Annotated in this window: 12 protein-coding genes; 3 read left to right on the top strand and 9 right to left on the bottom strand. The window is 68.5% G+C overall.

What is annotated here, in order from left to right; translation table 11 throughout:
- Positions 1–10 precede the first annotated feature (10 nt).
- From SM447_RS01055 to SM447_RS01045, 3 genes are all read right to left on the bottom strand, one after another.
- Positions 11–2,254 carry a M48 family metalloprotease gene (locus SM447_RS01055; protein ID WP_474570812.1) on the bottom strand — a complete coding sequence of 748 codons (2,244 nt, stop codon included), beginning with the start codon at positions 2,252–2,254 and terminating at the stop codon, positions 11–13.
- A gap of 333 nt (positions 2,255–2,587) precedes the next feature.
- Positions 2,588–4,417, bottom strand: coding sequence for a glycoside hydrolase family 15 protein (locus SM447_RS01050; RefSeq protein ID WP_474570811.1), 1,830 nt, complete (start codon positions 4,415–4,417; stop codon positions 2,588–2,590).
- A gap of 81 nt (positions 4,418–4,498) precedes the next feature.
- The gene (locus SM447_RS01045) at positions 4,499–5,449 is read right to left on the bottom strand and encodes an alpha/beta fold hydrolase (RefSeq protein ID WP_474570810.1); all 951 of its coding nucleotides are present in this window, start codon (positions 5,447–5,449) and stop codon (positions 4,499–4,501) included.
- Between the two features lie 107 nt (positions 5,450–5,556).
- On the opposite strand from SM447_RS01045, the gene SM447_RS01040 reads away from it, so the two are divergent.
- Complete coding sequence (locus SM447_RS01040; protein WP_474570809.1) at positions 5,557–6,150, top strand: TetR/AcrR family transcriptional regulator; 594 nt, start codon at positions 5,557–5,559, stop codon at positions 6,148–6,150.
- 45 nt (positions 6,151–6,195) lie between these two features.
- On the opposite strand, the gene SM447_RS01035 is transcribed toward SM447_RS01040, so the two are convergent.
- Positions 6,196–7,008: a metallophosphoesterase family protein gene (locus SM447_RS01035; protein WP_474570808.1), complete on the bottom strand. Its 813-nt coding sequence runs from the start codon at positions 7,006–7,008 to the stop codon at positions 6,196–6,198.
- A gap of 69 nt (positions 7,009–7,077) precedes the next feature.
- Between SM447_RS01035 and SM447_RS01030 the strand changes: the two genes are divergently transcribed.
- Positions 7,078–7,887 carry an SDR family oxidoreductase gene (locus tag SM447_RS01030; protein ID WP_474570807.1) on the top strand — a complete coding sequence of 270 codons (810 nt, stop codon included), beginning with the start codon at positions 7,078–7,080 and terminating at the stop codon, positions 7,885–7,887.
- Positions 7,888–7,943: 56 nt separating this feature from the next.
- Here the strand turns inward: SM447_RS01030 and SM447_RS01025 are convergent, their stop codons facing one another.
- The 5 genes from SM447_RS01025 to SM447_RS01005 form a co-directional block, all read right to left on the bottom strand.
- Complete coding sequence (locus SM447_RS01025; protein ID WP_474570806.1) at positions 7,944–8,672, bottom strand: GNAT family N-acetyltransferase; 729 nt, start codon at positions 8,670–8,672, stop codon at positions 7,944–7,946.
- A 57-nt stretch (positions 8,673–8,729) separates the two neighbouring features.
- Positions 8,730–9,356: a DUF4760 domain-containing protein gene (locus tag SM447_RS01020; RefSeq protein ID WP_474570805.1), complete on the bottom strand. Its 627-nt coding sequence runs from the start codon at positions 9,354–9,356 to the stop codon at positions 8,730–8,732.
- A gap of 84 nt (positions 9,357–9,440) precedes the next feature.
- On the bottom strand, positions 9,441–12,134 hold the full coding sequence (locus tag SM447_RS01015; protein WP_474570804.1) for an RICIN domain-containing protein: 2,694 nt from the start codon (positions 12,132–12,134) through the stop codon (positions 9,441–9,443).
- A 43-nt stretch (positions 12,135–12,177) separates the two neighbouring features.
- On the bottom strand, positions 12,178–13,569 hold the full coding sequence (locus tag SM447_RS01010; RefSeq protein WP_474570803.1) for an RICIN domain-containing protein: 1,392 nt from the start codon (positions 13,567–13,569) through the stop codon (positions 12,178–12,180).
- Positions 13,570–13,667: 98 nt separating this feature from the next.
- Positions 13,668–15,092 (bottom strand): endo-1,4-beta-xylanase, encoded by a 1,425-nt coding sequence (locus SM447_RS01005; protein WP_474570802.1) that lies wholly within the window; start codon positions 15,090–15,092, stop codon positions 13,668–13,670.
- 465 nt (positions 15,093–15,557) lie between these two features.
- On the opposite strand from SM447_RS01005, the gene SM447_RS01000 reads away from it, so the two are divergent.
- The gene (locus tag SM447_RS01000; RefSeq protein WP_474570801.1) at positions 15,558–16,859 is read left to right on the top strand and encodes a PQQ-dependent sugar dehydrogenase; all 1,302 of its coding nucleotides are present in this window, start codon (positions 15,558–15,560) and stop codon (positions 16,857–16,859) included.
- Positions 16,860–16,861 lie beyond the last annotated feature (2 nt).

Raw genomic sequence — 16,861 nt, 5'->3', positions numbered from 1 at the left:
ATACTCCTGATCAATCGTCGATGCCGGGCTGGAAGGAGAACTCCTCGCCGGTCACGGTGACGACGCCGGCGACGGCGATCGGGTAGGTCTCCGTGAACGTCTCCTTGCCGTAGAAGGACTGGTAGGTGCCGCTCACCTGCACCTCGCCCCGCCCGTCGTACGGCGTCGAGACCTGCGCGGCGGCCGAGCCGAGCACGTCGATCTGCAGCGTGGGGTAATTGTTGATCGTCCATTTGATTCCGTCGGCCTCCTGGTAGCCGGACAGCCGGAAGGGGCAGCCCTGCGGGGCGGCGTCGGTCTGCCGCGCGCACTCGTCCAGGTACGCCTTCACCTGCGCGTCGATGGTGTCCCGGGCGTTGGGCTTCAACTCAGGGACGGCCTGGATCGCAGCGCCGGTCCCGTCGCCGGGCAGGACCATGATGCGCTGCGGTGCCACCTCACTGAGCGGGTTGGACACCGTGGTGACAACGTGCACACCCGGGACCGAGAGCACCGACTGCTCCTGCGGGCTCTCCGGCACCGGCACACCATTGATCATCAGACCCTGCTGGTCGGCACCAACGAAGAGGTTTGGGACGCCACCGACGACGTGCCAGCCCTTGAAGACACCGAGGGTCGCTTCCTCGTCGCGACGGAGCATCAGCTCCGCCTCCATCCGGGTCTCCCCGACCACGAACGAGACCAGGGCGGTCGTGTCGTCGTCCTCCCGATCGATCGACCGGATGTCGACGTCAGCGGGCGGCTGGTAGTCGGCTGACTTGAGCAGGTCAGCGAAGAGGGCGTCGTTCCGTACCGCGGCCGCCTCAGTCGGGCTCAACCATCCGGCCAGGTCGTTCACGTCGCGGTCGGCCAGGGCGGAGAAGTACCCTTCCACGGCGGCCGCCGGCCGGAAGAAGCCCCACTGCACGACGCCGAGCAGGCTGGAGACCAGACAGACGGAGAGCAGAGCGACTCCACCGATCACGGCGGGACGCCGCAGGTCGACCGGGTCGTCGCCGCCGAACAGCTCCTCGGTGGCGACCACCCGTCTCGGCGGGTTCTCCGGTTGCACGGTGTCGTTCCCGGCCCGCACCATCTCCAGCCTTTCCAGGCGCAGCTCGTTCGGCGGGTGCTCGGCGCAGACCGCCTCGTCCCAGCCGCTGCGCCCGCTCTCGAACGATTTCCGTCGTTCGAGGACGGCCCGCAGGCCGTCGGTGTGGCCGGTCACCACCGCGCCCAGGTCCGCCCGATACTCGGCGGCCCGGACATCAGCTCGGTGTAGTGGCTGAACCAGGTACTTCATCGTCAGCAGGACCGGCCAGAAGAAGACGAACACGAACAGGTTCGTCGCCGGGTGCGGGAACTTCCGCATCAGCCAGGTCGGCACGGCGTGCACGAGGACGAGTGGCAGACCCACACCCCGGACGAAGGCCGAGGTGATCTCGTCACCCGTGCGCCAGTGCACCAGCTCGTGACTCAGCAGCGCGGCGATCTCGTCTCGCGGGTTCGTGAGCAGGCCGGTCGTGACGACGATGTGCCGGGCGTAGGTACGCGCATTCGTGCTGACCAGGTCGTCCTCGACCAGCAGTCGCGGCTCCCCGGGCAGACCGAGCCGCTCCGCACATTCGTGCAGGATCGGCATGATCAGCTCCTTTTCCCGGCGGCTGAGGTCACGCGCGCCCGACACCCGGAGCAGTCGGTGCTCGAACAGCACCCGGTACAGGGTGTAGAGAACACCCACGAGGATGGCCGCAGCCACAATTCCGACCAGTTGGGCGAGCACCGAGACGCCGCTGTCCGCTCCGCTGAACCGGAGGACCGGCACCAGCAGCAATCCGACCAGGAGCGCCAGCGCGACACCGACGAATGCGCCGATCGCGCCCCCGGACTGCTCCAGGAAGGAACTGATCAACCGCCCGATGATCGGGGCGTCCCGGACCTCGTCCGGGACCTGATCCGCGAACATCTCACCGCCGGTGAACACCAGCGTGAGGCCGGCGACGACGGCGAGCACCACCGCGCTGAAGAGCGCCACCGGCACGTAGAACCAGGCGGCGATGAAAGAGCCCAGCACACCGCGCCAGTCACGCAGAATCCCGACGCGCAGCCAGATGATCGCGTTCGGATAGCCGGGGGGCCGGTTGGCGAGGCGTCCGCCTTCCGGGCTGGGGCGGATGGCGTCCTCGTCGGGGACGGACGGCCGGGGCTCGTGCGGCGGGGAATCGACCGTCAGCTGATTCTTATCGCCGGAAGGCTGCACCGCATCCTGCTGCACAGAAGCTCCTTCATGGGGCCGAACAGGGAAAACAGCAGCCCGCTTCACCCGGCAACTGGTTTCCGGATTGAGACAGCGGGCCGCGTAATAGTCAGTGAACCGATCTGCGGTAGGGGCACCTTACTCCGGTCGATACCTCTACACCACCCGGATATGCGCGCGAAAAGGCGACCCGCCGACCGATGATTCCGGCAGTTGGTGCAGAGTGGACAGTCATTGGCGAGCGAAAGGGGTGGGTGGTCGGGTTCCCGACCGGAGCGACGATAAAGATGAAAATTCCACAGGAAACTGCGTTCGGCTTTCCGTCCGGACGGAACGGTCCCGGCCTGCCGTTCAGCGCAGGGTGTCGAGGTGATGGTCGAGGTTGACCGCGGTACTGATCAGCGAGAGGTGGCTGAACGCCTGCGGGAAGTTGCCGACCTGTTCTCCGGTCGGGGCGATCTCCTCCGAGTAGAGACCGAGGTGGCTGCTGTAGGTGAACATCTTCTCCAGGGTCAGCTGCGCGTCGTCGAGCCGGCCGGAGGCGGCGAGGGCCTGGACGTACCAGAAGGTGCACATGCTGAAGGTGCCCTCGGCGCCGGGCAGACCGTCCGGTGAGGCGGCCGGGTCGTAGCGGTAGACGAGACTGTCGGAGACGAGTTCGGCGTCCATCGCCCGCAGCGTCGACTGCCACATCGGGTCGGTCGCCGCGACGAAGTCGACCGAGGGCATCGCGAGCAGCGCCGCGTCCAGCGTGTCGGTCCGGTAGTGCTGGACGAAGGCGCCTCGACCGGGGTGGAAGCCACGGGTCATGATCTGCTCGTAGATGGCGTCACGTTCCCCCGTCCAGCGGGCGGTGTGGGCGGGGCGGCCCCGAGCCTCCGCGAGGCGGATCGCGCGGTCGAGCGCCACCCAGGACATGAGCCGACCGTAGGTGAAGTCCTGCCGGCCGGAGCGGTGCTCCCAGATGCCGTCCTCGGGCTGATCCCAGTGGTCGCAGAGCCAGTCCATCAGCCGGACGATGTCCCGCCACCCCTCGTACGGCATGAACAGTCCCTCACGGTCGGCGAGGTACACCGAGTTGAGCGCCTCGCCGTAGATGTCGAGTTGCAACTGGCCGGCCGCGTCGTTGCCGATCCGCACCGGGCTTGAGCGTCGGTACCCCTCCAGATGGACCAGCACCTCTTCCGGCGGCACAGGCGAGCCGTCGACCTGGTACATGACGCGCAACGGCAGGTCGGCGTCGTGAGCGTCCCGGATGCGGTCGCTCAGCCACAGCAGGTAGCGGCGAGCCTCGTCGACGAAGCCCAGGCACAGCAGCGCGTGCACCGAGAAGGACGCGTCCCGTACCCAGGTGTAGCGGTAGTCCCAGTTCCGGCTTCCGCCGACCTGCTCCGGCAGGCCTACCGTGGGCGCGGCGACCAGCGCGCCGGTCGGGGCGTACGTCATCAGCTTGAGCGTCATGGCGGACCGCTCGACCATCTCCCGCCAGCGACCCCGGTAACGGGAACGGTTCAGCCACCGCTGCCAGAAGTCGCGGGTCTCCTCGAACATCCGATTGACCTCGCCCATGCTCGCCGGGCGCGGCGGGTACGGCGCTGCCGTCTCCAGGATGACTCCGCCGGTGTTTCCCTCGTGCAGGGTGTAGACCACTCGGACGCCCTGCTCGTCGCGTTGGACGTACCGATCGTCGACAAGCGGCTCCCCCTCACGAAAGGACGTGAGGGTGAGGGTCAGAGTCGAACTGCGGAAGATCGTGCCGCACGGATGCACCTCCAACTCGTACGGATCGCGCCCGTAGTTGAAGCGCGGCCGGCAGTCCGCGCGGAACCGGATGCTCCCACGCACGATCCGGATCAACCGGACCAACCGGTGCCGGTCAGTGGCCGACTCCCCGGTGACGGGCATGAAGTCGATCAGTTCCGCCACCCCGTCCTGGCTGAGGAAACGCGTGATCAGAATCGGCGTACCGGGCAGGTAGAGCTGCTTGCTGACATAGTCGACGCCCTCCGGCGACATCTGGAAATAGCCGCCCTTGCGGCGGTCGAGCAGCCCCCCGAAGATGCTCGGGGAGTCGAAGCGGGGCGCACAGAACCAGTCCAGCGTGCCGTCCTTGCTGATCAACGCGGCGGTCTGGAGGTCACCGATCAGGCCGTGCGCCTCGATCGCCGGGTAGTTGTCCATCCCCGTCCTTTCCCTTCGCGCCGGGGAGGGCGACTACCCGGGACGAGACGGGGCAAACGGCCCGCGGAGCCGCGACGGCGGTCAGGAACTCTGCCCGATGAAGGCGGCGATGTCGTCAGCGATCTGCTCGGGCTGCTCCCCGTTGACGGCGTGGGAGGCACCCGGGTAGAGCCGGACGGTGCCGCGAGGCAGCGCCCCTCGTGCGGTCTCGGCCGCCGACTGCGGGTCGTGCATCACCGATTCCCCGGCGATGATCGCCAGGACCGGCAGGTCGAGTCCACGGAGCCGTTCCTCGCTGATCCGCGTGGGCTGCGGCAGCCGAAGTTTGTAGTGCTGCATGCCCGCTTCGATCATGTCGGCGACCGGCACGTCCTCGACCGGTGCGCCGCCGGCCGTATAGGAGTTGAAGCTGTCCCGCCAGGACCTCGGTAGCCAGGGCAGGGCGGCGGGGATGGACCGCACGATCGTGCCGAACGGCATGTCGGCGAAGACGTAGACCGGGTCGATGACGGTCATCGACGCGATGTGCTCCGGGCGGTGCAGGGCCAGGTTGACCGCGGTCCAGCCACCGATCGACAGGCCGACCAGGTGGAACTTCTCCGGCACGAGCGCCCGGAGGGTCTGGTGCAACCACTCGGCCTGCTCCTCGTCGCTGTCGATCGGACGATCCTGCACGCTCATCCCCGGCTCGCCGAGCAGGTCGATCGTGTAGACGTCACCGATCCTCAGCAGCAGGGGCACGTTGTCGGCCCAGACCGGCGTGGCCGAGGCCCGCCCGGGCAGCAGCAGAAGCGGGACGTTTTCGCCGCCGGCTCCGGTGCCGGCGAAACGGTAGACCCGCACGACGCCGAAGTCCGTGCGTACGTCCATGGTCTCCGCCGGGGTGGGCAGGTCGGCGAAGGCCTCCCGGTAGGCCCGCAGGAAGCGGTCCTGGCCGTCGGCACTGTCCCAGTGCCCGACCGGAGCGGGCGTCCGCACCGCGAAGGTGACGACGAGGGCGATCAGTCCCAGCACGACCAGGACGACGCGCACGCGGCGTGACCTCGGCCGGAGCCGATCGAGAACCTTACTGAGCGTGGTACGCATGGAAGCTCCTAACCGCTCGGTAGATTTTTCTACCGTACGGTAGAATCCGATGGGTGACAAGGCGACGAGACGATGCGACGGCCGGGCTGACCCTGATCGAGCGCGCCCGACGCGCCCAGCTGATCGAGGTCACCATCGAACTGGTCGCCGACCGGGGCTACGCCGGAGCTTCCCTGGCGGCGATCGCCGAGCGCGCGGGGATCACGAAGGCCGCGGTGCTCTACCACTTCCCCACCAAGGCCGCGGTCGTGCGCGCCGCGCACGAGCACGCCCTCTCCGCCCTCGTCCGCGACGTCGCCAGCGCGGTCGAGGCCGCCGACGTCGGCGACCGACCCGCCGCGTACGTCAGGTCGATGGTGGGGCATCTACGGGAGCATCCCCGGCACACCCGCATGATCATCGAGGCGATGGTCCACGACGACGGCGACCGCGATCCGGCCGCCCGATGGCGTCCGCTGGCCGAACTCATCAGCGTCGCCCGACGCGCGCGCGGCGGCAGCGGCGACACCGACGTACGCACGACCGCGATCATCGTCGGTGGTGGCATCGACGCGATCGTCGCCGAGCAGCTCCACGACCCCGACTACGACACGGCGGCGGCGGCCGAGCATCTGATCGAGATGCTCGACCGCACTCTCGTCACCTGAGCCGGCGCGGCGGCGACACCCGTCGCACCGGCCCGCCGGCCCCGGTCACGACGCGCTCGTGGCGAACTGTCTCGACCTCCGGTGGTACTTCGGTCCGTCCGGGTCGTGCATCACGCCGCGGTAGATGCCGTGCCGCAGCTCGGAGACGTAGCCGTCCAACTCGGGCATGCCCAGTCGGGCGGCCACGGTCAGCTCGGCCTCGACGTCGTACGGCACGCGCACGAACTGGATCGAGAACGGCGCGTCGAGCTCCGAGCCGACAACACCTTCGAGGATCACGTAGACCGGAGTCGGATCGCCCATGGCGTTGCCCACGCTGCCGGTGTTGAACAGGGTGCGGCGTTCGAGGTCCACCTCGTAGAACGGATCGTGCGTGTCGCCGTAGCCCACGACGGAGGGTTCCGGTCCGTCACCGGTCGCCGGGGTGTTGGCGAACATGCCGAGGAACTCGGCCTCGTCGTGGTCGAACCGCACCCGACGGTGCACGCTGGTCGGCGAGGCGTGGAAGAGCCGTACCCGACGCCCGCTCAGCAGGAAGTCGTGGCTGAACGGCAGCCCGCGCAGCCAGTCGCCCTGGCCCTCGGCGAGCTGCGCCAGCCACCAGGCGATCGCCTCGCTGTCGTACGTCCGGTCCGGGTCGGGAAGGAAGTCGTCCCAGTTGCCGAGGATGTTGACCTCGCAGCGGTCCCGACAGACCTCGATCACCTCCCGACCCCGCGGCCCCTTGCCGACGTAGTCACCGAGGTTGAAGATCCGCTCGATGCCACGCGCGTCGATGTCGGCAAGCACGGCCTCCAACGCGGTCAGATTGCCGTGGACGTCGGAGATGAGCGCGATGCGATCGAGGGATCGAGCCACCGCCTGATCCTAGACGTGATGATGACCGACGGTGGTGTCGGCGACGGCGTTGCGGGTAGTGGGGCGGACATGCCGCAGCGATATGAGAACTACCCCCGGATCGCCGTCGTCACGGGCGCCGACTCGGGCATCGGCCGGGCCTGCGCGGTCGCGCTGGCCCGCGCCGGCTTCGACCTCGGCGTCACCTGGCATCGGGACTCGGCCGGGGCCGAAAGGACCGCGAGCGAGGTACGCGCCGTCGGCCGGCGATGCGTCGTCGCCCACTTGGACCTGACCCGGCTGCCCGACGCGGCGTCCGTGGTGGACGAGATCGCCGACGAGTTGGGCGGGATCGGCGTGCTGGTCAACAATGCCGGCACCGGCTCGTCCACCCCGTACGTCGACACCAGCTACGAGCAGTGGCGGGAGGTTCTCTCGGTCGACCTCGACGGCCCGTTCCTCTGCGGCCAGCGGGCCGCCCGCCGGATGCGGGCAGCGGGCACCGGAGGCCGGATCATCAACATCACCAGCGTGCACGAGCACGCACCCAGGGTGGGTTCGGCAGCGTACTGCGCGGCCAAGGGCGGCCTGGGGCTGCTGACCAAGGTGATGGCCCAGGAACTGGGGGTCGACGGCATCACGGTCAACGCGGTCGCGCCGGGCGAGATCTCCACCCCGATGACCGGGCAGGAGGACGTCGACCCGTTCACCGAGGAACGGCCCGGCATCCCGGTGGGCCGTCCCGGCGACGCCCGGGAGATCGCGGCGGTGGTGGCGCTGCTCGCCTCGCCGGCCGCCGCGTACGTCAACGGTGCCTCCTGGGTCGTCGACGGCGGCATGACGTTGATGGGTCCGCAGGGCGCCTCCGGCCTGGAATCCACCGCCTGGCGCGACGTCTGACGTGAGGCACCCAGCCTCGGCAGGCTCTCCATCCGGTATTTGCCCACACCGCGGCGTCAGCCCTGAACAGGCCCGATCCGGACACTGAGCTGAGCACCAAGCTCGCGGAATCCCAGCGCCCGCGCCACCTGACGCGAGGGCTGCGGACGGGCCCGCCACTGCGGCAGCAGCCGGTTGGCCAGGCTGTCCGTCACCGCGGCGGCGGCGGCGACCCGCGCCAGCCCGCGTCCACGCCACTCCGGCGCGGTCAGCACGCTCAGGTGTGCCACGTCGCCGGGCCACCGGCGGTAGCCGGCCGCAGCGACGATCCGGCTGCCGCCGCGTACCACGAAGGCCGCCGAGGTGATCTCCGCCAACCCGCACTCCTCGGCGTCCTCGACCGGGACTTCGGCAAGAAGGGTGGCGAGGTCGGGGTGGTCGCCCCGGAGTTCCTCGACGCCGTTCGGTGCGGTGGGTCGGTGATCCCGTGCGTCGAGATACGCCAGGCTCGCCGGTCCCAGGACTTCGGCGACCGGAAGCGCGGCACGTAGCCGGTCAGGATCTGTCATGGCCGCGACCGGCATCCCGTCAAGCGCCTCCCGCACGACCTCGACCAGTTCGTCGACCGGCACGGTGACGATCGCGGCATCACCCAACGCGACGATCCCCGCCCAACCCGGCGGACACAGTCGCGACCCCGCCGAGACCATCACGTCGGCACCCCACTGGGCGGGAAAGTCGACAGGTACGCCGGCCAGCCCGACCCAGAGCCGACGGACCCGAGCCAGGAACGCGTCATCGACCACGACGCAGCCTCGCCGCCGCTGACAGTTCGTGGCCCTGCTGCTCCGCCCGGCTCGACCTCAACGCGGTGCCGAGCCCACGGAACCGACGCCGCTCTCGCCCGGTGGGTCAGCGGCCGGTGTCGGTGCCACCGACCCGGTGCCGCCACCCGCCCCGGTCGTCAGGCGCAGGTCAGCCGGGTAGCGGTCGAACCGGCGCAGGCCCAGCTTGCGCACCGCGACCGACCACGGCCTATCGGTGGCGGACACGACGAGATGCTCGAAGTTTGCCAGGTACGACTCGCCGCGCGCTGCCCGCTCGGCGAGGATGTACGGCTCCAGCACCGCCCACGCCTCCCGGGCGCGGAACCCGCCCGTGCCGATCAGCAGAGCCGGGTCGACCACGTTGAAGGCCAGCATCTGGCCGAGCCCGTTGTAGTACAGCGCGATCCGGTTCACGTGCTTGCGGGCGTCGGGCGGCAGCTCGCTGACCCGTACGCCCGGCGGGTGGTTCGTCCTCAGCTCGGTGAGCACGAACTGCTGGCTGTCCAGGAAGGCGTCGCTCATCCGGTCGCGGGTGAGCAGCTCGATCGCGACCAGCGTGTGGTTCGCGCTCTGCGACAGCCGCAACTGGCGGAGGGCGAAGAACACCGAGACACCGACGGTGATCACCGAGACCACGGCCACGACCGCGTTGGCGACATCCATGGTGGTCATCGTACGGAGGTCACTCCACTGACGAGGCCCTGACCCGGGGCCGGATCCGGGTCGACCCGGCCCCGGTGTGGCTGGTCAGCTACGCAGGTTCCACTGCTGGTTGGCGCCTCCGTTGCACGCCCAGAGGATGATCCTCGTGCCGTTGGCGGTGGCGGCGCCGTTGGCGTCGAGGCAGAGCCCGGACTGGACGTTCGTGACGGTGCCGTTGGCGTTGAGGTTCCACTGCTGGTTGGTGCCGCCGTGGCAGTCCCAGATGATGACCGCGGTGCCGTTGGCCGTGCCCGCCCCGGAGGCGTCCAGGCACTTGTTCCCGTACACGGTCAGCTGCCGGGCGGTGGTGTGGGTCCACCGCTGGTTCGCGCCGCTGGAGCAGTCCCAGAGCTGCGTCTGGGTTCCGTTGGTGGTCGTCGAGTTCGGCACGTCCACACAGCGGCCGGACTGTCCGCCGACGAGTTGCCCGGTGCGCTGACCGCCGCTGCCGGCCTGTTGCCGGACGATCGAGGTGGACTCGGCTGACCGGTTGCCCTGGGCGTCGACGACGTAGAGCCGGTACTCGCCGGGTGACGTGGGCACGGCGATGGAGGTGGCGGTGCCGCCCGCCCTGGTCATCGTCGGGCCGGTGGCGAAGGTGGTGGTGCCGGAGGGGGCCAGCCAGATCGTGCTGGCCGCGTCGCCGGTGCTGCGGACCGGGATCGACGCCGTCGTGCTGGTGACGAACGTGCTGGCCGGCAGGACGTAGTTCGGCCTGGAGAGACTGCTCGCCGGGATGATGTCCCGGAAGGAGTCCTCGAGACCGGAGTTCACGGCGATGCCATGGGCCGGTGCCGGCCAGACATAGTCTGCCGAAACGAGGATGTCGTGAATCGTGCTGTTCGGCAGATTCTTGTTGGAGACCTTGTTGATCGGTCCGTACGTCTGCGTGATGTTCAGATCGTGCTTGCGGCCGAAGTCGTCGGAATTGATCATCCAGGTGATGTTCTTGTCCACGCTCAGCACGTTGTCGCGGAAGGTCATGTACGCCGAGCCCTCGTCCGGGTGCAGCCCGTACTTGTGGCCGGCCGGCACGCCCTGGAGGTAGTTGTTGGTGACCGTGGTGCCCGGCTGGCTGCCCAGCGTGTAGATGGGGGCCGTGTCGCTGAGGCGCTGCACGGTGTCGATGATGTGGTTGTAGCTGATGTTGTTGTTCTTCGCCGTCGTGGTCGGCCGGTTGGGCACGATCGACCCGGCGGACCCGTCGAAGTTCCACCACCCCCAACCGAGCGTGATGCCCGCCCACGGCGCCTTTTCGATGCGGTTGTGCTGCACGGTGAGGGAATCGGCGAAGTAGGCGGCGACCGCGCCGTGCCCGTTGAACAACACCGCGCTGTCGTGGATGTAGTTGTTCTTGATCTCGATGTTCTTCGGTAGGCCCTCGACCTGCGCCGGGTACTTCTCCCGGTTGGTGGAGGTGTGGTCTCCGATGTACACGTGCTGCGGATGACCGACGGTGATGGCGCTGCCGGCGATGTCGTTGGTGTAGTTGCCGATCAACTGGCTGCCCTGCACGTCGTTGACCATGTTGATCCCGTCGGCGCCGGTGTGCTGGATCCGGTTGCGCTGGAACAGGATCCCGTCGGCGTTCTGCACCTGGACGATGCCGGGGGTGACGTCCACGTTCCGGTAGTGGTAGACGTGGAAGTTCCCCTTCGCGTACGCGAAGGCGCTCAGGTTGCCCTGTTGCGCCTGCTTGAAGACCGAGCCGGCGACGTTGACCAGGTTCCAGTCGGAATGCTGCACCGTCAGGCCGGAGAACGTGATGTTGCGGGCGTGGTTGCTCGTCGAGGTGCCGGCGACCCGCAGCAATGTGGACACGTTGTTCGGTGCGTAGACCGTCGCGGTGGCCATGTTCTCGGTGTTCGACTTGTAGTAGTACAAGGTCCGCGTGCCCTTGTCGAAGTAGAACTCGCCGGGCGCGTCCAGGAACTCGTACGCGTTCATGACCTTGTGGCTGCCACCCACCTGGGCGTTGCCGTTGAACGCACCCTGGGCGATGGCCGCGCCGGGTTGCTGGAAGAGGGCCACCCGGTTGGCGCCGTCGGTGGTCACCTGACGCACTCCCACGAAGGCCGTGGTCCAGGTCGTTCCCGTCTCGATCTCGATGTCGTCGTGATTGCGGGCGATGGCCGGGAAGTCGGCCTGGCTGTACCGTGCGCCAGCGCACTGTGATCCCGATTCCCAGGCCCAGTCGGCCTGGCCAGCGGTGATGGTGTACGTCCCGTGGCATCCCGCCGAGCTGATCGTCTTCGAGGCCATGAACGCGCGTCTGTCGTTGACGTAGAGCGCCCGCAGCTTGTTGGCCCGGTCGAGCGGCGCCTTCCAGATGTTGCCGCTGTGCTGGGTCCAGCCGGTCACCTGGACGCCGCCTTCGAGCACCGGCCGCTCGTTGGGATAAGCGGCGTACACGACCCGGAACCCGTTGGTGCCGGAGTCGGCCGCGCCGAACTCGATGGTGCTGCTGACCGGATAGCTCCCACCACGGAGGAAGACGTTGATGTCGCCCGTCATGCTCGTGTTCACCGTACGAACGGCGTCCCGCGCGCGTTGCAGGGTCCGGAACGGGGACTGGAGCGTGCCCGGGTTGGCGTCGTTACCGTCCGGAGCGACGTAGTAGGTCTGTTGGACCGCGGCCGAGGCCGGCGCCTGGTTCGTCAGCACCGCCGGCAGCGTGGCGGAGACGAGCACCGCGACCGCCAACAACGCTGTGCGAGCGGTGGACACGATTGACTTCACGCCCTGTTCCTCTCACTTGCCCTCGACATGGACCTGCGCACGTTCAGACGTTCTGTACCTGCCACTTCTGGTTGTCGCCGCCCCAACAGGCCCAGAGCTGGACCTTCGACGTCGCGGTGTTCACGTCCAGACACAGGCCGGACTGGGCGCCGCGGATCATGCCGTCGCCGCCGATCGTCCACCGCTGGTTGTCGCCGCCGTTGCACGCGTACGTGCCGACGACCGTGCCGTTCGTCGTCCCCCGGTTGTAGGCGTCCAGGCACCGTTGACCGGCAAGGGCCGTGAGCTGTCCAGCGGCCGTCGCGGTCCACCGCTGGGCGGCGGTGTCGTTGCAGGCGTACACCTGGACCTGGATGTTGGCGGTGGTGGCGCCGGGGATGTCCAGACACTGCCCGGTGCCGACGTTGCGCAGCCGGCTCACCCGGTCGGGAACGCCACCGTCGGTCAGGCCCCAGGCGTACCGGAGACGGTCGAGGCCGCTGGCGTTGGGAGTGCTCAGGGTGAGGTTGGTGCCGCTGCCGTGCAGCTTCTGCATGGCGTACCAGTCGTCGCCCTGACCGGCGGTGACCTTGCCGCCCAGGGCCGGCCAGTAGATCGAGCCGATCCGCAGTTCCCGCAGCACCTGGGTGGTGGCGCGGTAGTAGCGCACGAAGTTGTCCGTACTGGTGGCGTCGTGGTAGTTGAGCCCGGTGTCCATCGGCGCGCCGAACTCGTCCATCACGGTGCGCGCGGCGCAGGTCCCGATCGCGTCCCGCAGGAAGGCCACCCACTGGTCGTAGGTCTTCGCGCCGCTGAAGAAGGTGTAGTGGTGCAGCGACACGATCGTCCCGTCGAGGCGGCGGTCGGCGCACATCGACTTGATGTCGGTGTTCAGGCCGGCGCCGCTGACGAAGACGCGGTTGCGGGGGATCGACGGACGGGCGTTGAGCCAGTTGTTCACCACGTTGGCCCAGTCCGCGGCGCTGTGCCCGCCGGGCTCGTTCATCGGCTCGAAGTACACCAGGTCGTTGGTGCCGTACCTGGCGACCACGGTGTTCCACATGGTGTTGAAGGCGGCGGTGTCGACGATCCGCCCGCCGCTGGCGGCCACGCCGTCGTCCCAGTAGGAGAGGACGACCTTGAAGCCCTTCGCGGTGGCGGCGTCGATCGCCCCGGTGTACGCGTTCCACCAGCTCGTACCGACGGTGTAGGTGTTGATCGGCAGCCGGACGGTGTTCGCGCCCAGGTTGTTCTGGAAGCCGGTGTAGATGGCGTTGGCCTTGGCCTGGACCGTCGCGTAGCTGTCCGAGCTGCTCAGCCCGTGCAGCACCAGCGGTCCGCCATGGAAGTTGTCACCCAGCCGGGCCCAGTTGACCCCACGGAACTGGGTGGTGTCCGCGGCGGCCGGCGAGGCGCCGGCGAGCACGGCGGTCGGCACCGCGCCGAGTGCGACCACGGCGCAGGCGAGAAGCCGGGTCAGGTGACGACTCGAACGGAATCGGATTACTGTGGTTCCCTCCTGTGCGGTGCCGACCGTCGTACCTGCTCGTCAGCTCACGCCCTCGACCAGCGTTGGTTGGCTCCGCCGTGGCAGCTCCACACGATCACCGCGGAGCCGTTGGCGGTGGCGGCGCCGTTCACGTCCAGGCACAGCCCGGTCTGCGCGTTGCTGATCGTGCCGTTGCTGTTGATCACCCACTGCTGGTTCGCCCCACCGTGGCAGTCGTAGATCTGCACCCGGGTGCCGGCAGCGGCATTGTTCGGTACGTCCAGGCACTTGCCCATCACCTGCAACGCCCGCCCGTTCTGGGTGAACTGCTGGTTGGCATTGCTGTGGCAGTCCCAGATGATCATCTGTGCGCCGTTGGCCGAACTCGCCCCGTTCACGTCCAGGCACCGGCCGGCTCCCTCGTTGCGGAACCTGTTGCCGGTCGGATTCGGAGTGCTGCCGCCGTTGAGGGTGTCGAGGACCGCCGTGTACGCGGGCTTCTTGTTGCCCGCGCAGTCGAAGAGCAGGGCGTTGTCTCCGCCGCGCCAGGAGTCACAGTCCCGCACGCCCCACACCGTGATGCCGGTGCAGCGCGAGATCGCCAGGCAGGCGCGGGTGACGGTGGCGTAGATGTTGGCCTGGTTGCCGCCCTGGGTGACGTCCAGCTCGGTGATTTCCACGTCCACGCCCAGGTCGGCGAAGCGCTGCAGGTTGGCCTGGTAGTCACCGGGGATCGAGGTGCCCAGGTGGGACTGGAAGCCGACGCAGTCGATCGGCACACCACGTTGCCTGAAGTCCCGGACCATGTTGTAGACGCCGGTCGACTTCGCGTTGATCCCGTCGGTGTTGTAGTCGTTGTAGCAGAGCTTCGCGCCGGGGTCGGCCGCGCGGGCGGCGCGGAACGCCGCCTCGATCCAGTCGTTGCCGGTGCGTTGCAGGTTCGAGTCGCGCCGGGCGCCGCTGCCGCCGTCGGCGAACGCCTCGTTGACCACGTCCCAGGAGTAGATCTGCCCGCGGAAGTGGGTGGCCACCCGGGTGACGTGGTTGATCGCGGCGTTGCGCAGGTCGCCGCCGGACAGGCCCTGCGCCCAGCCGGGCTGCTGGGCGTGCCAGAGCAGGGTGTGCCCACGTACCTTCATGCCCCGCGACCGGGCGTGGTTGACGATGCGGTCGCCGGCGCTGAAGTTGAACACCCCCCGCTGCGGCTCGGTCGCGTCCCACTTCATCTCGTTCTCGGCGACGAGGCTGTTGAACTCGCGGTTCAGCACCGTCATGTACGTGTTGTCGTTGAACTTGTACGTGCCGACGGCGGCACCGAAGTAGCGGCCCTTCTCCGCCGCCGCGGTGCCCAACGTGGTGCCCGCGTTGGCTGCCCCGACAGGTGCCAGCGCCATGCCGGCCGCCAGCAGCCCGGCCGCCAGCAGGCGCAGCGTCCTTCCGGCGAACCACCGTCGGCGCGGAGAACCGCTCGGATGTACGAGATTCTTCATGTGTCCCAGCACCTCCAGAGTTGCGTCATGTCGAGGAGTTAGCGCTAACACCGGCTGGCCGGCTCGGGTGCTCTTCGGGCAGACCACGGGGGACGGGAGAACGCTACACATCGATGAAAGTGAGATTGCCACAAAGTTACGGGGCGCTCAAGAAACTCAGCTCATTCACTCGAAAAAGTCGACGTTTACCAAGGTCAACGCTCTGCTCAAGTCAGCTCAACCGCAGTGCTCCCCGCCCGGAGACCTGCGGCCCGAAGATCCACAGTGGCGAACCGAGCCCGACACGTGCCAAACCTCGGCGCGCGATGTGCACGCGAACATTGCGCGGCCACGGGGCCACTCTGGACCGGGCCACGGATGAGGCGATCACGGACATCGGCGGACCTCGAACGGGGGCGAGGGGACGCGTCACCCCTCGGGCGACGGCCCGATGCGCACCGGTTGGATATCGATAGGAGCTTATGTATGGTGGGAACGCTCCCAGCTCGCCCGCCAGTCCACCTGCCCGAGGAGCTGAAGAAGATGTCGCGATGGCGCTGTCGCCCGGTCCCCGCGCTGGCCGGTCTGCTCGTTCTGGTCCTGTCCGTGCTTCTGCTGCCACCGGTGTCGGCGACCGGCACCGCCGCGGCCGGCACGTCCCACCCCGGCCGCGTGCCACTCACCGAGCTGACCGTGTCGTACGAACAGGTGGCTTTCGGACTGCAGCGCCCGATCGCGCTCACCGGGCTGCCCGACGGCCGGATGCTGATCGCGGAGAAGAACGGCACCGTCCGCGCCTACCACCCGGACACCGGCCTGGCGGCCGAGCCGGTGCTCGACCTGACCGCCCGGATCGACACGTCGGGCAACGAGCGCGGCCTCCTCGGCATCACCCCGGCCCCGAACTTCGCCCGGACCGGAATGCTCTACGTGGCCTACACGAGCCTCCCGGCCGGCGCACTGACCCTGGCGCGACTGCCCATCAACGCTCCCGAGCGGCTGCAGGTGCTGCTCACCCAGGAGCACGCCGAGTACAACAACCACAACGGCGGACAGGTGGCGTTCGGTCGCGACGGCTACCTCTACTGGTCCCTGGGCGACGGCGGCCACGCCAACGACCCGTACAAGGCCGGTCAGGATCTCGGCACCCTGCTCGGCAAGATCCTGCGGATCGACGTCAACCGCAGTTGCGGAGCGAAGCCCTACTGCGTACCCGCCGACAACCCGTTCGTCCGCACCCGCGGCGCACGCCCGGAGATCTGGCTCTACGGGCTGCGCAACCCGTGGCGGTTCTCCGTCGACCCGGTCGACGGCTCACTGTGGATCGGTGACGTCGGCCAGGGTCTGGTCGAGGAGATCAATCACATCCGTCCCTGGCAGGGTGGGGCGAACCTCGGGTGGTCCTGCCGGGAAGGCACCCCGGTGTTCGACCCGGAGCAGTGCCGGCCGGGCGTGAAGTACACCGATCCGGTCTTCGAGTACGAGCACTACATGACGGAGAGCTGCGCGGTGACCGGCGGCGTGGTGTACCGAGGGTCCGCCACCCCGGAGGCATGGGGCACCTACGTGGCGAGCGACTACTGCTCCACCACCGCCTTCGCCGTACGCCCCAAGCCCAGGGGCGGCTACGAGACCGCCACGATCGGCAACTTCCCCATCCAGCCGACCGCGATCGACGTCGACGTGCACGGCGAACTGTATGTGCTCAGCGACCTCCCGGGCTGGCTGAGCAGGGTGCGGTTCGAGCGGGTCCGCCCACCGGCTGGCAGCGGAGCGACGAACCGCTGAAC

It is taken from the genome of Micromonospora aridisoli (assembly GCF_056150025.1).
This window is presented reverse-complemented; position numbering and strand designations above follow the sequence as displayed.